Origin of the sequence: Pseudobacillus sp. FSL P4-0506, from assembly GCF_038003025.1 — a bacterium.
Taxonomy (GTDB): Bacteria; Bacillota; Bacilli; order Bacillales; family Domibacillaceae; genus Pseudobacillus.
The window spans coordinates 3,623,600-3,644,032 of the sequence record NZ_JBBOOI010000001.1; the positions used below are offsets into that span (position 1 = coordinate 3,623,600).

Genomic DNA, 20,433 nt, shown 5'->3' on the forward strand with positions numbered 1-20,433 from the left:
CATAACTAAAGCGCAGCCGGTGGCTGCGCTTTAGTTTGTAGATAGAATTTATCTTCAACTATCATTCATTTAAGTGTTGACGTCATGATTTATTGCTCGGATATGTTAACTGGTCCTTTTTTTCTGGCAAAGATATAACCTCCGAGAGCAAGAGCCACAAGAACAATCCAGAATGTTAATTTCCATGGAGTAGATTCAGGGAAATGCTCATCAAGAATATGCACTTTCGGATGGGATAAGGTAAAGACTGCTAATTTTACACCGACCCAGCCTACAATCATAAAGGCTGCTGTCTCTAATGTTGGATAATTTTGCAGCAACTTAACAAACCACGTAGCAGCAAAACGCATAATAACTACACCAATTAATCCACCAAGGAACATAACAATGAACTGTCCGGCATCAATTCCGCCAATATGGAACCATCCAGTCGGCTGCAGAGTAACGGCTAAAGCTACAGCTGCCAGCATGGAATCAATCGCAAAAGCGATATCTGCTATTTCTACCTTTAATACTGTCACCCAGAAAGAAGAGCCTTTTGATTCTTTCACTTCATGCTCTTCCTCCTCACCCTTTCCTTTGTTCTTCCATGTTTTATACAAGTGGTTAAAAGAGATGAAAAACAGGTAAAGGGCACCGATGGCCTGTACTTGCCACACTTTCACTAGAAACGTAATGAGAAATAAAGCGATAAAGCGGAAAATAAAAGCTCCGACCAACCCATAGAATAAAGCCTTCTTTTGCTTCTCTTTTGGCAAGTGCTTAACCATAACCGCCATAACCACGGCATTATCAGCGGCAAGAATCCCCTCAAGCGCCACTAGTACGAGTAGTACCCAGCCGTACTCCAATAACATTGCTGCATCCATTGATAAAATCTCCTCCTGTAATCCTTTAGTATTTTTCTCCAATTTCTTCAAATTTAAACAACAAAAAAGACCTTTGCCTTTAATAGGCAAAGGTCTTGCTGGACATGCTTCTACTCATGTCAACAAAGCCGATGGATACCATCCATGAATTGACGACTTTGTTTTAGGTAAGATACCTAACGCTACTCCCCTTTGACTTGCGTCACTGAAGATTCTGTTGTTTGTATCTTCAGTATAAATCTTCCTAGGCAGCTTGTAAACATTTTTTTATTTTAATTGTCTTTTTTTATTTCATTGCCTTTTTTCTTATTTAGGTTTCTGGTTTCTTTGTCAAAGAAACTATAGACAACAGGAATAACGAATAGAGTTAACAATGTACTCGACAATAGGCCGCCGATCACAGTAATTCCCATCGGCTGGTTAATCTCCGTACCCCCTCCAAGCCCTGCTGCCAGCGGAACAAGACCAAGGATGGTTGTTAAAGCCGTCATTAGAATTGGACGCGCCCGATCTTTCGCCGACTCTATAATCGCCTCATAACTGTTGAGCCCGCTTCTCTTTCTTTGGATAATGTAATCCACAATCACGATGGCATTATTAACGACAATGCCGGCGAGAATAAGTATACCAATTACGGCCGGTATACTTATTGGTGTTCTCGTCATTACCAGGGCAAGAGCGACGCCAACGACCATAAGCGGTACAGTAAACATGATAACAAATGGATACTTAAATGATTCATACTGTGCAGCCATGACAATGTAAATTAGGACAATGGCCAATACAAGCGCAAGAATCATATCATTAATAGAGCTTTCCAATAAATCCCGATCGCCACCAAATGTAATCGTTGTGTCCTCAGGTAGATCAAGTCCAGCTATCTTTTCATCTACCTTTTCAGAAACAGCTCCCAAGTTCGTACCGGCTGTATACTTCGTTGTAAACTGTACAGCCTCCTGTTGGTTAATGCGCTGAATCACTACCGGCCCTTGTTGCACTTTAATATCTGCCAATGTCTCCAATGGGTAAAAGTTGCCTGCCGGAGTCTTTATGAGCAATTTTTTTAGCTTATCTACATTTTTCGTTACTTGTTCATTATAGCGGACAACTACCGTTTGGACGGCAGAGTTTTTATTGATAATTTGTGTAGCAGTGACCCCTCTCGTTGCATCATTAACAATGGAAGCAATTTGCGCCGGAGCCAGCCCTGCTGCCAGTGCCTGATCTCGCTTGATCTTTATTTGTATTTCTTTTACAGTTTCTTCTCTATTCGTTGATACTTCTGTAATGTCATTGATGCTGGCAACGGCTTTCTCTACTTTTTTAACTGTGTGATCAAGCCGTTCCGGATTCATATCACGTACGTTAAACGTTAATGTTTGCGGGCTGGAGCCTGATGCCGACTGCATCTCGAATGTGACTTCCGCCGTCCGGTTAACAAGACGGGCAGCCTTCTCGACATCCGGTTTCACGTCATCAACAAACGCAAAAACAGAGCGTTCTCTTTTTTCAAGCGGCTTTAATTTTACATATAGCTCGGCCTTATTGGAAGAACCGGTGCCTCTAAAGGAATCTTCCTGAGTCGAGCCTACAAGGCTAACATAGACGTCTACATCCTTCTCTTTTCCTAATTCTTTTTCTATCGCTTCAACAACTTTATTTGTCTCTTGTAAAGAAGTTCCCTGCTCCACTTCCATTCGAATGTTAAAAAAGCCCTCATCGGTTGCCGGGAGAAATTGGGAGCCAACCGTTGTCAGCCCCCATCCACCGACAACAAGCATAACAAGCGATATCAGAATGACGAGCAGCCGATGGCGCAATGACCAGCGAATGGCCGACTCATACCGCTCGGCAATCTTTGGTTCTTTTTTTATGTTTTTCTGGGACTCGGGAAGCTTCAGCCACCGGCTGGCCATCATCGGAATAACGGTCAAGGCGACGATGAGGGAGGCTGCCAGGCTAAAAGAAATGGTCAAGGCAAATTCTTTAAAGATTTGACCGAGAATTCCCGAAATGAAAACAACCGGTAGAAAGACAGCCACTGTTGTTAATGTGGAAGCCGTAATGGCTGCTCCTACTTCCTTCGCTCCATCGCGGGCCGCCTGTCGGGAATCTTTCCCCATCGATAAGTGACGGTAAATATTCTCAATGACCACAATGGCATTATCAACAAGCATGCCGATCCCCAAGGCGAGTGCTCCAAGAGTCATAATATTCAAATTAAAGTCGGCGAAATACATAAGTACAAATGTAACGATCACCGAATAAGGAATGGCTACTCCAATAATAAGAGGGCTCTTCACATTCCTTAAAAAAGCAAACAAAACAAGCATGGCTAACACTCCGCCCAAAAGAAGCGAACTGCCGATGTTTCCAATAGCTAGACGAACGTAATCCCCCTGGTCAAACAAAATATCCGCTTTAATGCTTTCGTAGCGCTTTTCTCCCATCAATTGGTCAAGCTTCTCTTGGAATTGTTTAGATACTTCTGCTGTGTTGGCATCAGCTTGCTGCAAGACGCTTAACAGAACAGCAGGATGCTTATTGGCTCTCGTAAAGCTGCCTGTTTCTTTTTTCTTTGATTGGACAGCAGCCACATCACCAATCGTAATCTCTTCTCCACTAAGTGGATTAACTGTCACTACTAGATTTTTCACTTCTTCCACATCTGTCAGTTGGCTGACAATTCTCGTGGTCAGCGACATGCCCTCTGATTCAACAGGACTGCCCGGAAGAGAAATATTATTCGCTTGGATTAATTGCACAATATCAGACTGTGCTAAATGGTATTGTTTCAGCTTTTTCTCATCCAATTGAATGACAATCTCCTCATCAAGCGTGCCGGAAACGTTTACACTAGCGATCCCCTCGACTGTCATTAAATCTTTCTCCAACTGATCAGCCAGCTCTTGCAACTCTTTTTCATTTCCAACGGACTGCAGAGATAATTGAATAATAGGAAATTGAGAAGGGTCAAACTTCATAAATTGAGGCTTGCTTACATCTTTCGGAAGAGGCGTCCGATCAATTCGCTGGAGAACATCCGATTGAACATCATCAATGTTTGTGCTCCAGGAAAATTCCATGAGAATCAAATTAGAACCTTCTCTCGTTGTCGATGTAATGTTCTTGATCCCTGGAAGGGTCGATAAGCTCCCTTCCAGCGGTTTTGTTACTTTTTCAACAACCTCTACCGGGCTTGCCCCTTCATAAGAGGTGACAACAACGGCAATCGGAGGATTAATATCAGGAATCAATTTCAATGGTATTTTTAATAAAGAAACTACGCCGAGAATGATTATTAAAAACATAACTACGGTCGTAAAAACAGGTCTCTTGATAGAAAAGTTGCTGATTCTCAAAATAAATCTCCTTTCGGCTAGTTTTCACTTTTAAATGATTTGTCCTTTTAACTATAATGCACTGCTATATACTGTTCAACTTTAATGGCAGATTCATACAACTAAAGAAAAATCCATAAAAAAGAAGAACGCACAGTGCGTTCTTCTTTTTTATGTGACTACTTTTTTGTTAATGTCCACCCAGTCATCCCATACAAAATAGTAAGCACTGGACTTAATAGACAGAAAAAAGCAAATGGTGCATAATCGATAGTCGCCACGCCAAGCATCTTCGTTATAAATACACCACATACGCCCCAAGGAACAAGTGGATTAATAACTGTGCCGGCATCTTCTAATGTTCTCGATAAATTTTTTCGCGCCAATCCGACTTTCTCGAATTGATGTTTAAAAGCTTCTCCTGTTAGTAGAATCGATAAATATTGCTCACCAATAATAAAGTTAATGCCGATCGCAGAAAAAGCGGCGGCTGCCACTGTGCTGCCCACTTTTCGTAAATACTGCTCAATGGCTTCAAATAAGCGAGGCACGATGCCAAGCGAAAATAAAAGTCCACCCAATCCTAAAGAGAGCAAGACAAGGGAAACAGTAAACATCATGCTGTCAAGTCCCCCTCTTGTCAGCAAAGCATCCACATCCGCATTTCCTGTCTTTGACACAAAGCCAGAAAATAGGATGGTCCATACTTCAGCAAAAGATTTCCCAGAATGGAAAAAAGATAGCAGCACGCCGAATACGGAGCTGAGGGCAAGTGTAACAATTGGCGACACCCTCTTCAACGATAAGACGAAAAGCAGCAAGAGAGGCAGCCATGCATACCAATGAATGAGATCCATTTTTTCTAATGCCACCTTAATGGCCTCTACTTTCGGAAATTGTGTCTGTTCCACTTGCGGTGAAATAACACCGAATAAAACAAGTGTGATAAAAAAAGCGGGAACGGTTGTCCGGCACATATTACGTATGTGCGTAAACAAGTCCACACCGACAATGGATGCTGCCAGGTTCGTCGTATCTGAAAGCGGGGACATTTTGTCTCCAAAGAAAGCGCCGGATACAATAGCTCCAGCTGTAATGGCGGCTGAAGCATCCACAGCCTGGCTTACCCCTAGAAAAGCAACACCAATCGTAGCAACAGTGGTTAACGAACTTCCAATTCCTAGTCCGACGATCGCTGTCACAATAAAAACAATGCTATAAAAAAAGTGCGGGGTAACAAGGTCGAAAGCTGTATAGATCATTGTAGGAATTGTACCTGACAACATCCAACTGCTAATTAGCACACCAATAAGAAAGAAAATAAAAACAGCACCCATTCCGCTTTTTGCCCCGTCAATCATCCCCTCTTCCATTGCTCTTAACGGGATTTTTTTAAAAGCACCATACGTAAGCAACACAAAAATAGCAAGCAGAATAGGAATATGCGGCACAGATTCAAGTTTGATGATCGAGAAGCTGATCAATGCTACGATCATTATCGTTAAAATAAGTGCAGCCGACAAAGAAGGCTTTGCCTTTGATTCAATTCTAAACATTATGTCCACCTCAAATGTTGTCCCTAACTTTTTTGCTTGAACGCTTTTATGCGTTGAAGTAACTCTATTCATTATTAACGACGATGATTTTACTGTCAATCGTTTTTTTAAAATAATAACTTTTAAAAAAATAGTCTGTCCTGAGGACAGACTATTTTTTATACAACTATTGCAATTAATGTGTTTCTTCTTCCAGTGGATGATAAAGCTTAATTTGTTCATTTTTATCCTGAAACCAGCGGAGCGCAAATTCATTCTCAAATAAAAAGACGAGCTTTCCTTGTCGGTCTTTCACGAGTAAGCTTCGTGAACTGGACAGGCTTTCTTTCACTGCCTCTTCATTTTCCACCCAGCGGGCAATTTTAGATCCCATCGGCTCCATGATCACCTCGGAATTGTATTCACCTTTCATCCGATGTTCAAACACTTCAAACTGCAGCTGGCCGACCGCACCGAGAATATAGTTTTCGGTATGCAGTGTTTTATAGAGCTGAATAGCTCCTTCCTGAACAAGCTGTTCAATGCCTTTATGGAAGCTTTTTTGCTTCATTACATTTTTAGCGCTCACTTTGACAAATAGCTCAGGAGCAAACTGCGGCAGCTTTTCGTATTGGAAGAGTGGCTTTCCACCCACTAGTGTGTCGCCAATCTGATAGTTCCCTGTATCGTACAAACCAATAATGTCCCCGCTAACCGCTTCGTTCACGGTACTGCGGTCATCTGCTAGAAACTGTGTTGACTGTGACACTTTTGATGTCTTGCCTGTTCTTGTCAGCGTAACACTCATCCCCCGCTCAAATTTCCCTGAACAGATACGGAAGAAAGCAATTCGATCACGATGGGCCGGGTTCATATTAGCCTGGATTTTAAAGATAAATCCAGAAAACTGTTCGCCGGCAGGATCAATTTCCCCTTGGTCGGACTGACGCGGCTGAGGAGGAGGAGCAAATTGCAAGTATGTTTCTAAAAACGTCTGAACACCGAAATTAGTTAAGGCACTGCCGAAAAAGACAGGTGTCAGTTCTCCTTCTGCGATTCTTTCTTTAGAAAATTCATTGCCCGCTTCTTCCAACAGCATAACTTCTTCAAGCATTTGATCATATAAAGCAGATTTTTTAATTTCATGGTCCACTGCTAATTCTCCCTCGTCATTGAGAGGAAGAAAGCGGTCTTCTTCTTTCTCCGTACGAAATTGTTCGATCCGTTCGTTGAAGCGGTCGTAAATACCGAAAAACTCTTTTCCCATGCCGATTGGCCAGTTCATCGGATAGGATTCAATACCGAGCACCTCTTCAAGCTCTGCCAGCAGTTCAAGTGGCGGTTTCGATTGACGGTCTAATTTATTAATAAACGTAAAAATTGGGATGCCCCTCATTTTACATACTTTAAATAGTTTCTTTGTCTGTGCTTCAATCCCTTTAGCCGCATCAATAATCATGACGGCACTATCCACCGCCATAAGCGTACGATACGTATCTTCACTGAAATCCTCATGCCCCGGTGTATCAAGAATGTTCACATGACAATCTTGATAATGGAATTGCATAACGGAAGAGGTAACGGAAATTCCCCGTTGCTTTTCGATTTCCATCCAGTCTGATGTAGCAAACTTTCCAGTTTTCTTTCCTTTTACTGTCCCGGCATCGCGGATTGCGCCTCCAAACAGCAGCAGTTTCTCAGTCAATGTCGTTTTCCCCGCATCTGGGTGGGAAATAATTGCAAATGTTCTCCTGGAGAGAACTTCTTCTTTTAATGAAGCCATATGGTAGCCAATCCTTTCAAAAATAAAATCCGTTCGCCTGTTGTTCACTTTCTACAAGAAATTAATATAGCGGAAAAAGTATTTTACGTCCATTACATTTCGCATGTCCATTGATAAATGCGCTGGGCTATTTCCAAAGCCGCCTGTTCATCCAAAGACGTGCGATTCAAAGAAGCTGTAAGTCGCTCTACCAATTGCTCTCCTGACTCTTCATAAGTAAAAGAATTCGACCATTCAATAGAAGGAACAGCGATAACAAATGTTTCCTCTTTTTTATTCTCATAAATAAATACTTTTATTTCTTCACCGTTTGAATAGCTTTTTCTGATTTTCACGTTGAATCACCCTTATTTAAGACTATATACATATACTTAGACATTTTATCCATTTAATGAGTTACCCTCTTGCTGTCTATCTAATCATTCCATTATAAACTATACACTTGCAAGGCTGACAAGAAAAGATGAAGAGAGAAAAAGTATACATGATCTTTGGAGAGTTCTCGACTTTGTTGCTATTCTTCTCTTCCCCTTCTTTTAGAAGGAATGAAAACCTTCAATGGTCATGGTGTTCATCTGAGCAATCAGTCCTTTATAGACAGCTTTTGATACCGCCTTTTTTCCCTCCAAAAGCGTTTACGGTATATGGTATACTCGGTTGTACGACAAAATGAAAAAATTCAGGTGGTTTTATGCATATTTTCCGACTTCCCGGCAGCCGTATTATAAAAACAGGGACGGCTGTTTTTATCACAGCTATTATTTGTGAAGCCCTTAACTGGCCTCCCGTTTTTGCTGTCATCACCGCGATTGTTACAATTGAACCGACAGTCGCTGCTTCCATTCAAAAAGGACTTATTCGTTTTCCTGCTTCTATCATTGGAGCAGCTTACGCTATGCTGTTTACCTATTTATTTGGGCACAGCGCACTGACATTTACACTGGCAGCCGTGTTGACTATCTTTACTTGCTCAAAACTTAAACTTGATGCCGGTCTGCTCGTTGCTACCTTATCGGCCATAGCGATGATTGAAGTAACAGAGGCCCACTTTGCACAGGCTTTCTTTACACGTCTTGGCACCACAAGCATTGGCCTGATTGTTTCGACACTGGTGAATTTATTTATTATGCCTCCTGATTATTCAGCCGAGATTTCAAAGAAGCTACATGTACTTCATACGAAAACGTCACGGTTATTAATCGATACAGTTGATGCTCTTTTAGAAGAGAAACATGCAGATAGCTTTAAGTTCATTTATCAGTCAGACCAACATTTATTTGAGAAAACTGAAACACTTTGTCATTTTCAACGAGAAGAATGGCGCTATCACCGTTCTACACAAGAAGAGCGCCGAAAAGTTCACTTTCACGTAAAAAAACTAGAGACACTGCGGCAAATTCATTTTCATCTTGGAAATTTACTCACTCTTGATCCTGAGCCTCTCTTCTGGAATTACACGCAAAAAGAACGTATTCGTCAGTCTGTATTGATACTAGCCTCTTTTATTGAAGATCCATCTAAACAGTTAGAGCGCCCATTACATGAGTGTATGCAGCCTATTATAGAAGAGTTCTGGTATGCTAAAGCGGAAGCAGGTGCAGAATCTGAAGAAATGAACAGACTTTTTTCCATTGAAATCTCTCTTCTTTATGAATTGCTTGCTATTTTTGAATTAGCAGAAGAATTGGAGTCACACTCTATCTTCCTGCAAAAGCAATCATCCCCTCCTTTGTATGATTATAGGAAATAAGCTTGTTGCTTTTTCCCACTTTGTGAAATTATAAACCAATTTTGGAAACTTTTTTTCTTTTTTTAGTTGACTTTTTATGTTTTATATGAATGAATCCGGGAATAAATAAAGCAAGCACGGAACATAAAAAAAGTAAGGAGGAAACAAAATGGGCTTTATAATGTTTTTAATCGTTGGAGGAATCATCGGCTGGTTAGCCGGACTTATTTTAGGCAAGGACATTCCAGGTGGCATTATTGGTAACATCATTGCTGGTATCATCGGCGCTTGGATTGGTGGTGCACTTCTTGGAGATTGGGGTCCTGACATCGGCGGTATGGCGATCATCCCAGCTTTAATTGGTGCGATCATTCTTGTATTCGTTGTAAGCTTTATTATGAAGAGCATGAGTCGTGGCCGTGCTTAATTCTAATAAAAAACGGAAAGCTAACGCTTTCCGTTTTTTATTTTACAAAGAAATAGGTAATTTCACAACTTGCAAGGCTTCTTCAAAGTCATTGATTAAATCCTCCACAGATTCCAGGCCGACCGACAACCTTAACAGTCCGTCTGTAATCCCTCTCTTATACCGTTCCTCCCTCGGCATAGCGGCATGAGACATTTTTGCCGGATAAGACAAGATTGACTCTACTGCTCCGAGGCTGACAGCAAACACGGGAATCTTCACCTGATTAACGAACTTACGCACAGCCTCTTCATCTTTTAATTCAAAGGAGAGCACAGCTCCCGGACCAGTTGACTGGTAAGAATGAACGACGTGTCCCTCATGATCAGATAATCCTGGATAATAAACTTTTTCTACAAGCTCATGTTTTTGTAAAAACTCAGCTAATTTTTGTGCGGATTTAGAAGACTGTTCAAGCCGGACATGAAGAGTTTTCAAGCCTCTCAGCACAAGCCAGGCATCTTGCACACCAAGAACGGCTCCAAATGAATTCTGCAAAGCATACAAGCGATCACCCAGTTCTTTGTCTTTTGTTACAGCCAGGCCAGCTAGTACATCGCTATGTCCCGATAAAAACTTAGTAGCGCTGTGCAGAACAAGATCTACACCAAGATCAAGCGGACGCTGCAAAGCTGGTGTAAGAAATGTGTTATCCACAAATGTCAGGCAATTATTTGCTTTAGCCAATTTAACAATTCCCTTTATATCCGTTACTTTCAGCAATGGATTGGACGGCGTTTCCATATAAATTAATTTCGTATTCTCTTTTATGTTTGAGGCCACTTCATGCAGATTCGTCATGTCCACAAATGTATGTTCAATACCGAAACGGTTCAAGACACTTGTGACCATGCGATACGTGCCGCCGTATACATCTTCTGTAATTAATATATGGTCTCCTTTAGAAAGCAAAAGAAAGGCCGTAGAAATGGCTGCCATGCCTGATGAAAAGGCAAAGCCCCGCGTGCCGCCCTCAAGTTCAGCAATGGCAGTTTCTAACGCTTCTCGCGTCGGATTCCCAGAACGGCTGTAATCATAACTGCCAAATTGATCAAAGTCCTTTTGATGGAATGTAGAAGCATGCTGAATCGGTACACTGACCGCTCCGGTTCCTTCATCGAATTTATGGCTGTTATGCAATAGTTTTGTTTGGAAAGAATAATTATCACTCATATTTTTCACCCCTTCATGTTCTTGAAAGCTTGTGTCAAGTCATCAATTAAGTCGTCTGCATGTTCAATTCCTACTGAAAAGCGGAGCAGGCGGTTACAAACACCATTTTGAATGCGAACCTCTTCAGGCACATCCATATGTGTCTGCGTTGCCGGATAAGTAATGAAACTCTCGACTCCCCCAAGGCTTTCAGCGAATGTAATAAGCTTCAGATTTCTTAAGAAGTCGTCCACCCATTTTGCTGATTCTAACCGAAAAGAGAGCATTCCCCCCCGTCCCGGATATAAAACATCAGTGACCTCCGGGCAACATCGCAGAAATTCCGAAATTTGCTTTGCGTTTTGCTCATGTTGTTTCATACGCAGGCTCAGCGTTTTCATCCCCCGTACTAACAGCCAGGAATCCAGCGGGGCTAAAACAGCTCCGGCAGCATTTTGCATCTCTTCCACTGAAAGCGCCAGCTTCTCTCCTTTTACTGCGATCAAGCCGGCCAGCAAATCGTTATGGCCTCCTAAATACTTCGTTGCACTATGAATGACAATATCAGCTCCCTGAGTTAGCGGACGCTGCAAAAGCGGCGTGTAAAACGTATTGTCAACGATCAACAACAAGTCATGCTCTTTTGCCAATGCTGCCACTAGTTCAATATCTACTTCCTGCATAAGCGGATTAGTCGGTGTCTCCAAAAAGATCACTTTTGTTTTTTCTGTTATTTTCTTTTTCGCTTCACTGATATCCTGAAAACTGTCATATACAAAAGATAAGCCGAATTTTTTCCATCCTTTCTCAAATAACCTATATGTGCCTCCATATAGATCAGCAGAGACGAGCCACTCATCCCCAGGTTCAGCCAATGCAAGAAGTGTCTGGATGGCCGCCATGCCTGAGGCAAAAGCAAAGCCTGCATCCCCGCCTTCCAAATCAGCAATCGCTTGTTCGACAATTTGTCGTGTTGGATTTCCTGTGCGTGTATAATCATAGCCGGTTGAACGGCCAATTCCCTCATGACGATAAGCAGTTGAAAAATAGACAGGTGCATTCACTGTTCCCGTTGCTGTTTCGCTGCGATTCCCAATTTGTGCTAGCAATGTATCAATGTGTGTATGTGACATGTTCTTCTCTCCTTTATGTATGCGCGAAAAATAAAAAAGCCTTCTTAAGAAGAAGGCTTTTGATTATCTTCCTCTCATCTTCCGGGATGAAACCCGCTGGAGTTAGCACCTTGACTTTACGTAGCCGGTTGCTGAAGCATCATCGGGCCAGTCCCTCCGCTTCTCTTGATAAGAACCTATGAAATTTTAACTTTTTTTAAATGTACAGTAAAAAGATAGAAATGACAAGAGTTTTTTCAATATTTTATTTTTTGGCAAATTGATTATCAATCAAAGCAGTGAAATCAGGCTGTTTTTTTAGGAATTTCAAGTCATATGAAGAGTCAGCAAATTCCTGCACAACTTTTTCATTTACGTCAGCTGTGTACGTAATTCTTTTCCATGCACTATCAACCACATCTTTTGCCAATTCTTGTTTTGTATCTTTTTTAATCGCTGCAATCGTTAACTTTTTCGCTTCTTCTGGATTATTGTTAATAAAATCAATCGCTTTTTTATGAGCATCTACAATATCTTGCACAAGTTCAGGATCTTCTTTTATTAATTTACCGCTCGTGGCGAGTACGGAGTTAGGCAATGTCGTACCGAAGGCAATTTCATCACTATCCACAATAATCTTGGCTCCCTCTTCTTTAACAAGCAAGGAACCCCATGGTTCAGGAACAGCAGCAAGATCTACTTTGCCTGATTCAAACAGACCTGCATATTGGGCCGGCTTGCCTGTTGTATGCTTCATGCTACCACCAATCCGGTTTGATTCAAGACCGAAATCTTTAACGAATGTTTCCATTTGGACGTCATGTGTACAGCCAACACCTGGAGTAATAAATGTTTTGCCTGCAAAATCTTTAACAGAATTAATTCCGCTGCCTTTCCGGGCAACGATCACTGTGCCACCTGAAGAACTGCCGGCGACAATTTTCACGTCCGCTCCATTAGTAAAGTTGTTCATTACCGGTCCAGGCCCGACAAGCCCTGCCTGAACGTCTCCTGTTTTCAGGGCAACCATAAATGCCCCGCCATCCGGGAAGGATTTATATTCAACATCTACATCCTTACCAAGCGCTTCCTCGTAATACCCCTTTTCCCGGGCAATCATTGCCGGCACGTGGTCAAGGTTGGGAAAATATCCAATGACGACTTTCTTTTTCTCTCCAGATTTTCCTTCTTCCGCTGAGTTGCAGCCGGCCAGTACACTCGCCAACAAAAGCAGAATGAAGCCAAAATAACCAAGCTTCTTTTTCATATTCTCTCCCTCACTAACTAAGAATGTTAATTTGTTTCAAGTCCCCAGCGCCGCATAACATTTTTCTCTACTCTTTGGAAAAACGCATAATCTACGATGCTTCCGATAATACCAATCAAAATCATGACAGCAATAACCAGGCTCATGTCTCCAAAATCAGAAGCATATTTTAGTGTGTATCCTAATCCTGGTCCTGTGCTCAAAATTTCAGCAGCCATTAGAGCGCGCCATGCAAACGCCCATGCTAGCCGAACCCCTGTAACCGCATAAGGGATGGCCGCTGGAAAAATAACTCTTATGAATAAATCGATTCCTCTTGAGCCCATTGTTTGTGCAGCCCGAATATAGAGCGGAGCCACACTTTTGATTCCCATTCGCATATTAATTGTCATAACGAGCGTTCCGCCAAGAACAACAATGAAAATAACGGATTTTTCATTCAATCCAAACCACATAATAGCAAGCGGCAGCCAGACAATACTCGGTACGCTTTGAAGAGCTAAAATAAGTGAACCGAGTGTTTCATCAGCAGTTTTTGATTTGGCAAGCAAAATACCGATGCCCACTCCCAGTACTAAAGAAATAAGCAGGCCGACGAACAAGCGCTCAAAGCTGGCAACTAAGTCAAAAATCAAAGTTTTATCTTCAAAGCCGCGAACAAGTGCCTGCCAAACATCCGTCGGCTTCGGCATTACATCCGGTGTCCAGCCGCCAGCTCGCACAATTCCTTCCCAGGCAATAAACAATACGATAAAAAAAACAAGCTGTTTAATGATTCGCTGCATAGGCCAGTTCCTCTTTTACTACTTTATCGATTTCATTTTTCAACAACAGGCTAATTTGCTTTTCAAGCTGGATAACTTCTTTCTGATCAAATTTCCGTGGCCTTGGTATATCCACTGGAATGTCAGCAATGATCGTCCCTGGCTGTGTTCCCATAACAATGATGCGGTCAGATAGCTTAATAGATTCAGAGATGCTATGGGTAACAAATAGAATTGTTTTTTGTGTTTCTGTCCAAATCTTTTCAAGCTCTGCATGCATGCGTGCCCTTGTCTGTTCATCCAATGCACCAAACGGCTCATCCATAAGCAATACTTTTGGATTCATGGCAAGTGCCCGGGCAATCGCTACCCGCTGCTGCATTCCTCCCGACAGTTCATGTGGATAATGGCCAGCATAATGGGAAAGTTGGACCATTTGCAAAAACTGGCGAGCTGTTTCTTTCGCTTCTTTTTTATTCATTTCTTTTTTAAGAGGGAACATGACATTTTCCTCAACATTCAGCCAAGGAAATAAAGCTGCCTGCTGGAACACCATGCCTCTGTCTTTTCCGGGTTTTTTGATTGTTTTTCCCTCGAGCTTAATTTCACCGGATGAAGCTTCACTTAATCCTGCGACCATAGATAATAATGTTGATTTTCCGCAGCCGGAAGGCCCAAGTATCGAAACAAATTCACCCTCATTTATTACAGCGCTCACATCAACTAATACATCATTTGTAACTTTATTATTCGTAAACTGTTTATTGACATGGTCTATGTGTAAAAACATGTAATCACCATCTTTTTTATTAATCATATTTATCTAATCGGATTTATTTGTATTATATACTTTATGCTTGGAAAGTCAATTGTTTACTAAAAATTTTTTCTTTTAGTTAATTAAATTTTCTGATTCTTCTGTTGATTATCTTTTTAGGATGTTATAGAATTAAAAACATTACTTCGTAGCGTAACTGTAGCATGAGCGTGATTAATTAAGGAGAAGAGGAGATTATGAAAAACTTAAAACAAGAAGCACTGGAAATTCACCGAAGCCACCAAGGAAAGCTAGAAACAAAGGCTAAATTAAATGTTAAAAATTTAAAAGATTTAAGCCTGGTTTACTCTCCTGGAGTCGCCGAGCCTTGTCTCGCCATTCAAGCAAACAGCGAAAAGATTTATGATTATACAATGAAAGCGAATACTGTAGCTGTCATTTCTGACGGCACTTCCGTATTAGGGCTTGGAGATATTGGAGCAGACGCCTCTTTGCCGGTTATGGAAGGCAAAGCGATTCTGCTGAAAAACTTTGCCGGTGTGGATGCTTTTCCTCTCTGCCTTGATACGAAAGATCCCGAAGAAGTCATTAAAACTGTTAAGTTACTCACTTCATCTTTTGGAGGAATTAATCTGGAAGATATAAAAGCACCCCACTGCTTTTTTATCGAACAGCGCTTAAAGGCAGAACTGGACATTCCTGTTTTTCACGATGACCAGCATGGTACAGCGATCGTCACACTAGCTGGTTTGATTAACGCCCTTAAACTTGTGAATAAGACTTTCGACGAAATAAAAATTGTTATTAATGGGGCAGGTGCAGCTGGCATCGCCATTGCAAAGCTTCTAAATAATTTCGGTGTAAAAGAAATCATCATGTGCGATACAAAAGGAGCTATTTATCAAGGCCGCCCATGCGGAATGAATCCGATCAAAAAGGATGTCGCCTCCTTTACAAATGCCAAAAAGGCAGAAGGACCGTTAGAAGAGATCGTGAAAAATAGTGATGTTTTTATCGGTGTCTCCGCTCCTGGGGTATTAACACCTGAAATGGTTCGTACGATGGAAAGAGATCCAATTGTTTTTGCGATGGCTAATCCTAATCCAGAAATTACTCCTGCTGAAGCAAAAGCAGCCGGTGTAGCGGTGATCGGTACAGGCCGATCAGATTTCCCTAACCAGGTAAACAACGTTCTTGCTTTTCCAGGGATTTTCAGAGGGGCGCTTGATACGAGAGCCTCAGACATCAATGAAAAGATGAAAGCAGCTGCTGCCTACGCTATTGCTTCTCTTGTTTCCGAACAAGAACTGTCAGCAGATTATATTATTCCTTCTCCTTTTGATGCACGTGTCGCTCCTGAAGTGGCTGCCGCTGTGGCACAAGCTGCCATCAGTTCAGGTATTGCCCGTAAACATATTGATATTGATTCCTTACGCACTAAAACGTATCAGCTTTCGGCGATTCAAGTAGAGCCGGCCGAAGTTGTTTTTTAACTCTATACGCTCAACCCGGCAAAACATTCGTGAGCCACTATATAGGCAGAAGCTGAAAAGAAGAAATGGTATTTGTCTAAGAAAGTGCATAAAAAAGAGAAGCACCTCGGTGCTTCTCTCAGTTTGTCGACAAAAGGGGTTCGGAATAGTCTTATTCCGAACCCCTTTTGATTTTTCGGTAGTTTTAAAGCCATTCGAGAGAAAGATAGACCTCTCCGAGGTCATCATTTAAGCCATTTCTGGTTCTCGCCAAGTCCAGCTGGCCATTTTCTTGAGATTCATGGCAGCGAAAGTAAGCATCGCTTGCATCGACAATTTTTTAAGTCCCCTTAACGTTGTCCAACGCATGCCATGCTTTTCTTTTGCATCTGCGAATACACGCTCAATCGTTTCTTTTCGCTCCGCATAAATCGCTTTAACTTCTTCGTGGTGGCGAAGATGGTCGGCCTCTTCCATATATTTCTGCCAAATATGGCGTGTCACCACTTTTTGATGATTTCTGCTTTCCGTGCATTTAGCTAAAAAAGGGCAGGAGGTACAAACCTGTTTGGGTGATCTGTATTCACGATAGCCTTCCTTATTCGTCGTTGAGTAATTCAATACTTCCCCTGTCGGACAAAGGTAACAGTCAAAATGTTCATCGTACACATAGTCATGCTTTCTGAAGAAGCCCTCTTTTGTGCGCGGCCGTGTATAAGGCAAAGCAGGTGTCATGCCGTTTTCCATTAAATAACTGGCAATGGCAGGTGTTTTGTAAGCTCCGTCTGCACCAACAGCTTTAGGTTTTCCTACCTTTTCTATCACTTTCTCCATTAACGGCTCTAAGATTTGGCTGTCATGTGTGTTGCCTGGTGTGACCATTGTGCCAATTACGAATCCCTTACGGTCTGCGGCCGCGTGAAAGGAATAGGCAAATTGTTTGGTTCGTTCGTCTTTAACGTAGTAGCCACTGTCCGGATCGGTTGTACTTTCCTTGATTTCTTTCGTTTCTTCTTTATCGAACTTATCTGGCGGGAACGGCTTTTTTCCATGATCCTCTCGGTCCTGATTAATCTCTTCTTGGAGGCGTTCCTGATACGCGCGTGTTTCTTTGCGAACCATTTTCTTTTCAAATTTACGCTTATTCGCGCTAGCTTTTACATGAGTGGAATCCACAAAAACGTGCTCCGCACTAATGAGCTTTTTCTCGGCAGCTATTTTTAAGATACGATAGAAGATCTGTTCAAACAGGTCGGTATCTTTAAAGCGACGCTCGTAGTTCTTACCGAAGGTAGAGAAATGCGGCACTTTATCATGGAATCCATAACCGAGAAACCAGCGGTAGGCCATATTCGTTTCCACTTCCTCGATCGTCTTGCGCATGGATCGAATGCCAAAGGCATATTGGATAAATGTTAGTTTAATTAAAATAATTGGATCAATGCTTGGGCGGCCCACTTCCGCATACAATCCTTCCACCAAGTCATAAATAAAAGAGAAATCCATCGCTGCCTCCATTTTACGGACCAGGTGATTCTCTGGTACAAGCTGGTCTAGAGCGATCATTTCTATTTGATTCCGTTGGATTGGATTGTTTTTCGAAAGCATCTTTCTCACCTCAAGTGTTTGATCTATTTATTTTAAAACAGGTATGGTTGTACGGCTACTCTAACTTTGTAACCCCTGTTGATTGAAATGGATGGCGCAAAGACTCCTGCGGGATCAGCGGGACAGGTGAGACCCCGCAGGCGCTTTCGCGGCGAGGAGGCTCACCGCCCGCCCCGCGGAAAGCGAAGCGCCTGGAATGGAAATCAACAGCCCCCATTCACAAGCAAAATAAAAAGGACTGTAGACAAACTCTAGAATTTCATTGAGTTTGTCTACAGTCTGGAGAAGCACCTCGGTGCTTCTCTTTTTTGTTATTTCCTTATACTGATAACAGCCCATAATACGGTCATTCTTTTACTTGTCACGATGTTTTTTATTGAAAGTGTGGCTCATCTAACTGCTGCTTAATGGTTGAACGCTTACATTTCAGTGTTTCTGAATCTTCCCTAATGAAAGATTTTAGGTCCACAGTATGATTGGCTGTTCTTTCCCCTGCAACGGTAAGGCCTTTCCTCTTTAGATCCCCTCTTAATTATAAGGCTCTCCATGAATATACCAACTATCATTAATATTGCCTTATGAAAATCTATACCATTTATTAATTTTCTTCTGTCCCCTCCACTGTTTACAGTACACAAAAAAACCGAACTCACTTTTTTACTGCGTTCTCTCGTTTCTTCCTTTTATAATGGCTTACTTATTACCTCTATCAACAAGCCTCTTTATTTCGCCTCAGGCCCAAACTTTCCTTCCTGAAAATCTTGAAGAGCCTGACGAATTTCCTCACGGGAATTCATCACAAACGGCCCATAGGATACGATAGGATCTCCTTGTGCCTGGCCAGAATAAATGAGCACTTTTGTGCGTTCTGCTGACTCCACACGGAAGGACGAGCCTTTTGTTAAAGTAGCAGCATATCCTTGCTCAAGAATGACGCTGGTTTCACCAAATGCTGCCCGTCCGGCAAGAACGTATATAAAGGCAGTGTCATCGACCGGCAATTCGTGAATGTATGTCTCCTTTGCCGGAAGCAAAATTTCAGCCATCGAAAAAGGAATGAGCGGCTTCATCGGTCCTCCGTCACCGGCAAACACACGCACCATTGCAGAACCTACTTTTTTTACGGGAACATCCTCTGCGTAAATGTCCTGGTAAAAAGGAGTGGAGTTTTTCAGCTTAGCCGGTAAGTTGAGCCATAGCTGAAGGGAGTGAACAATGTCATCATCTACTGCTTCTTCAGCATGCCGAGCTCCAGCGCCTGCGTTCATATATTGTACATCACCTGGCCCAAGAATGCCTCTTCCACCTTTATTATCTATATGTTCAAGTCGGCCATCCATTACATATGTCACAGTTTGAAAGCCTTTATGGGGATGGTCAGCAAACGTTCCTCGTTTAAACCAATCTTCGGCCAGCATGATAAACGGATCTAATTCATGCATTTTCTCCGGCGGCAGAACAAAAGCCTGCTGAATATGAGGAAATCCTCTCTCATTAAACTTTACCTTCCATGAGTCAAGTATGCTGCGCATGATACATTCCCTTCCTTTGCTTTATTTTAATATAGAAAGTTACTCACACTAGACATTTAGCTTTTTAAATATTGAGCAATCAGATCGTCCAGTTCTTCCCTGTCATCAATTGCCCGGACCACAGCTTCTATAATAGCAATGCGAGGCTCTGCGCTACTTATTTCATTCTGCAAAAAAGTCAGAAGCTCACTTTGATTAGGACTGGCTTCTTTTTGCAAAGAGCTGATTTCTTGCATAATGGCACTTTTCTTCTTTTCCTTGGATAACGTAGATTCAGGAAACCATTTTTCAAGAAATCGCGCCCCAAGGAGAATATCTTTATTTCTTTGCACATCTTCTACCGCTGTATCCATTCGGCGCAGTCCATAAGCAATGATTCTTTTCAGATCTATCGTTTCTTTTTCCGTAACCATTGATAAATGAATGAATTGTTGAATAGTCCCCAAAAAAACAAGCGTAAGATCCAAAGAGTATGGCTTTGCCTGCTCGCCATAAAGCTCAATAATACGGCCTTGCATCCACTTCAATTCTTCTAAGTAATGCTGCTTGACAAGCTGTTTGAGTTCTTCTTCTTCAGAGGCAAATACCCCCTGAAACAAGGCAAACAAATTATTTCTTTTATTAACCTCCATCGTCATAGCCAGCTGATCACTGAACCCTTCACGATCAGCTACTGGCCGACCGGCAAGCACGGCTGTTCTCTGCTTTTTTATTTCTGACTTAATGTTCTCGAAAATATTAATTAATAATTCACTTTTAGAAGAAAAATAATTGTAAAAAGTTCCCTTAGATATATGGCTTTCATCTAAAATATCTTGAATGGAAGTAGCGGCAAACCCTTTTTCTACAAAAAGAGAGTGCGCTGCCATCATAACCTGGCGTTTACGATTGTTCATTTCATCACCTGAATGTTATTGTTTATACTGCCTGTACAAGTTAATCGTAGCTCATATTGTTATAAGAATCAAACTTATGAACAAAACGATATTTTTTTATTGATTTTTTTATACCATCGGTATATGATT

16 protein-coding genes and 2 riboswitches are annotated in these 20,433 nt (G+C 41.8%); of the genes, 3 read left to right on the forward strand and 13 right to left on the reverse strand.

Going from position 1 to position 20,433, the window contains the following annotated elements; all coding sequences use genetic code 11:
* Positions 1 to 89: 89 nt before the first annotated feature.
* The 5 genes from MKZ02_RS17920 to MKZ02_RS17940 form a co-directional block, all read right to left on the reverse strand.
* Positions 90 to 869 (reverse strand): TerC family protein, encoded by a 780-nt coding sequence (locus tag MKZ02_RS17920; protein WP_340854913.1) that lies wholly within the window; start codon positions 867 to 869, stop codon positions 90 to 92.
* 100 nt (positions 870 to 969) lie between these two features.
* A riboswitch (yybP-ykoY riboswitch) is annotated at positions 970 to 1,072 on the reverse strand.
* Between the two features lie 69 nt (positions 1,073 to 1,141).
* The gene (locus tag MKZ02_RS17925; protein ID WP_340854914.1) at positions 1,142 to 4,231 is read right to left on the reverse strand and encodes an efflux RND transporter permease subunit; all 3,090 of its coding nucleotides are present in this window, start codon (positions 4,229 to 4,231) and stop codon (positions 1,142 to 1,144) included.
* Positions 4,232 to 4,389: 158 nt separating this feature from the next.
* Positions 4,390 to 5,766 carry a Na+/H+ antiporter NhaC gene (nhaC, locus tag MKZ02_RS17930; protein ID WP_340854917.1) on the reverse strand — a complete coding sequence of 459 codons (1,377 nt, stop codon included), beginning with the start codon at positions 5,764 to 5,766 and terminating at the stop codon, positions 4,390 to 4,392.
* 175 nt (positions 5,767 to 5,941) lie between these two features.
* Positions 5,942 to 7,528, reverse strand: coding sequence for a peptide chain release factor 3 (locus MKZ02_RS17935; protein ID WP_340854919.1), 1,587 nt, complete (start codon positions 7,526 to 7,528; stop codon positions 5,942 to 5,944).
* A gap of 92 nt (positions 7,529 to 7,620) precedes the next feature.
* Positions 7,621 to 7,863 carry a YueH family protein gene (locus MKZ02_RS17940; protein ID WP_120036895.1) on the reverse strand — a complete coding sequence of 81 codons (243 nt, stop codon included), beginning with the start codon at positions 7,861 to 7,863 and terminating at the stop codon, positions 7,621 to 7,623.
* A gap of 356 nt (positions 7,864 to 8,219) precedes the next feature.
* Between MKZ02_RS17940 and MKZ02_RS17945 the strand changes: the two genes are divergently transcribed.
* Positions 8,220 to 9,278 (forward strand): FUSC family protein, encoded by a 1,059-nt coding sequence (locus MKZ02_RS17945; protein WP_340854922.1) that lies wholly within the window; start codon positions 8,220 to 8,222, stop codon positions 9,276 to 9,278.
* A 148-nt stretch (positions 9,279 to 9,426) separates the two neighbouring features.
* Positions 9,427 to 9,684 carry a GlsB/YeaQ/YmgE family stress response membrane protein gene (locus MKZ02_RS17950; protein WP_120036891.1) on the forward strand — a complete coding sequence of 86 codons (258 nt, stop codon included), beginning with the start codon at positions 9,427 to 9,429 and terminating at the stop codon, positions 9,682 to 9,684.
* A 42-nt stretch (positions 9,685 to 9,726) separates the two neighbouring features.
* Here the strand turns inward: MKZ02_RS17950 and metC are convergent, their stop codons facing one another.
* From metC to MKZ02_RS17975, 5 genes are all read right to left on the reverse strand, one after another.
* Entirely contained in the window at positions 9,727 to 10,896 is a 1,170-nt protein-coding gene (gene metC, locus MKZ02_RS17955; RefSeq protein WP_340854926.1) for a cystathionine beta-lyase, read from the reverse strand.
* Positions 10,897 to 10,901: 5 nt separating this feature from the next.
* Positions 10,902 to 12,008 carry a methionine biosynthesis PLP-dependent protein gene (locus MKZ02_RS17960; protein WP_340854928.1) on the reverse strand — a complete coding sequence of 369 codons (1,107 nt, stop codon included), beginning with the start codon at positions 12,006 to 12,008 and terminating at the stop codon, positions 10,902 to 10,904.
* 71 nt (positions 12,009 to 12,079) lie between these two features.
* Positions 12,080 to 12,183, reverse strand: a riboswitch (SAM riboswitch).
* A 69-nt stretch (positions 12,184 to 12,252) separates the two neighbouring features.
* Entirely contained in the window at positions 12,253 to 13,254 is a 1,002-nt protein-coding gene (locus MKZ02_RS17965) for an aliphatic sulfonate ABC transporter substrate-binding protein (protein WP_340854929.1), read from the reverse strand.
* Positions 13,255 to 13,280: 26 nt separating this feature from the next.
* Positions 13,281 to 14,039 (reverse strand): ABC transporter permease, encoded by a 759-nt coding sequence (locus MKZ02_RS17970; protein ID WP_340854932.1) that lies wholly within the window; start codon positions 14,037 to 14,039, stop codon positions 13,281 to 13,283.
* Entirely contained in the window at positions 14,023 to 14,808 is a 786-nt protein-coding gene (locus MKZ02_RS17975) for an ABC transporter ATP-binding protein (protein ID WP_340854934.1), read from the reverse strand. Before MKZ02_RS17975 ends, MKZ02_RS17970 begins: the two co-directional genes overlap by 17 nt.
* A gap of 224 nt (positions 14,809 to 15,032) precedes the next feature.
* On the opposite strand from MKZ02_RS17975, the gene MKZ02_RS17980 reads away from it, so the two are divergent.
* A complete protein-coding gene (locus tag MKZ02_RS17980) occupies positions 15,033 to 16,289 on the forward strand; it encodes an NAD(P)-dependent malic enzyme (protein WP_340854937.1) in 1,257 nt (418 codons plus the stop codon).
* Positions 16,290 to 16,517: 228 nt separating this feature from the next.
* Here the strand turns inward: MKZ02_RS17980 and MKZ02_RS17985 are convergent, their stop codons facing one another.
* The 3 genes from MKZ02_RS17985 to MKZ02_RS17995 form a co-directional block, all read right to left on the reverse strand.
* Positions 16,518 to 17,876 (reverse strand): IS1182 family transposase, encoded by a 1,359-nt coding sequence (locus MKZ02_RS17985; RefSeq protein WP_340854857.1) that lies wholly within the window; start codon positions 17,874 to 17,876, stop codon positions 16,518 to 16,520.
* 722 nt (positions 17,877 to 18,598) lie between these two features.
* Entirely contained in the window at positions 18,599 to 19,408 is an 810-nt protein-coding gene (locus MKZ02_RS17990) for a pirin family protein (RefSeq protein ID WP_340854939.1), read from the reverse strand.
* A gap of 56 nt (positions 19,409 to 19,464) precedes the next feature.
* Complete coding sequence (locus MKZ02_RS17995) at positions 19,465 to 20,304, reverse strand: TetR/AcrR family transcriptional regulator (protein ID WP_340854941.1); 840 nt, start codon at positions 20,302 to 20,304, stop codon at positions 19,465 to 19,467.
* Positions 20,305 to 20,433 lie beyond the last annotated feature (129 nt).

What these genes read in the sequence shown, in the direction of transcription:
- MKZ02_RS17920 (WP_340854913.1), bottom strand. Translation starts at nt 869, where the DNA reads ATGGATGCAGCAATGTTATTGGAGTACGGCTGGGTACTACTCGTACTA.
- nhaC (WP_340854917.1), bottom strand. Translation starts at nt 5,766, where the DNA reads ATGTTTAGAATTGAATCAAAGGCAAAGCCTTCTTTGTCGGCTGCACTT.
- MKZ02_RS17935 (WP_340854919.1), bottom strand. Translation starts at nt 7,528, where the DNA reads ATGGCTTCATTAAAAGAAGAAGTTCTCTCCAGGAGAACATTTGCAATT.
- MKZ02_RS17945 (WP_340854922.1), top strand. Translation starts at nt 8,220, where the DNA reads ATGCATATTTTCCGACTTCCCGGCAGCCGTATTATAAAAACAGGGACG.
- MKZ02_RS17950 (WP_120036891.1), top strand. Translation starts at nt 9,427, where the DNA reads ATGGGCTTTATAATGTTTTTAATCGTTGGAGGAATCATCGGCTGGTTA.
- metC (WP_340854926.1), bottom strand. Translation starts at nt 10,896, where the DNA reads ATGAGTGATAATTATTCTTTCCAAACAAAACTATTGCATAACAGCCAT.
- MKZ02_RS17960 (WP_340854928.1), bottom strand. Translation starts at nt 12,008, where the DNA reads ATGTCACATACACACATTGATACATTGCTAGCACAAATTGGGAATCGC.
- MKZ02_RS17965 (WP_340854929.1), bottom strand. Translation starts at nt 13,254, where the DNA reads ATGAAAAAGAAGCTTGGTTATTTTGGCTTCATTCTGCTTTTGTTGGCG.
- MKZ02_RS17970 (WP_340854932.1), bottom strand. Translation starts at nt 14,039, where the DNA reads ATGCAGCGAATCATTAAACAGCTTGTTTTTTTTATCGTATTGTTTATT.
- MKZ02_RS17975 (WP_340854934.1), bottom strand. Translation starts at nt 14,808, where the DNA reads ATGTTTTTACACATAGACCATGTCAATAAACAGTTTACGAATAATAAA.
- MKZ02_RS17980 (WP_340854937.1), top strand. Translation starts at nt 15,033, where the DNA reads ATGAAAAACTTAAAACAAGAAGCACTGGAAATTCACCGAAGCCACCAA.
- MKZ02_RS17985 (WP_340854857.1), bottom strand. Translation starts at nt 17,876, where the DNA reads ATGCTTTCGAAAAACAATCCAATCCAACGGAATCAAATAGAAATGATC.
- MKZ02_RS17990 (WP_340854939.1), bottom strand. Translation starts at nt 19,408, where the DNA reads ATGCGCAGCATACTTGACTCATGGAAGGTAAAGTTTAATGAGAGAGGA.
- MKZ02_RS17995 (WP_340854941.1), bottom strand. Translation starts at nt 20,304, where the DNA reads ATGAACAATCGTAAACGCCAGGTTATGATGGCAGCGCACTCTCTTTTT.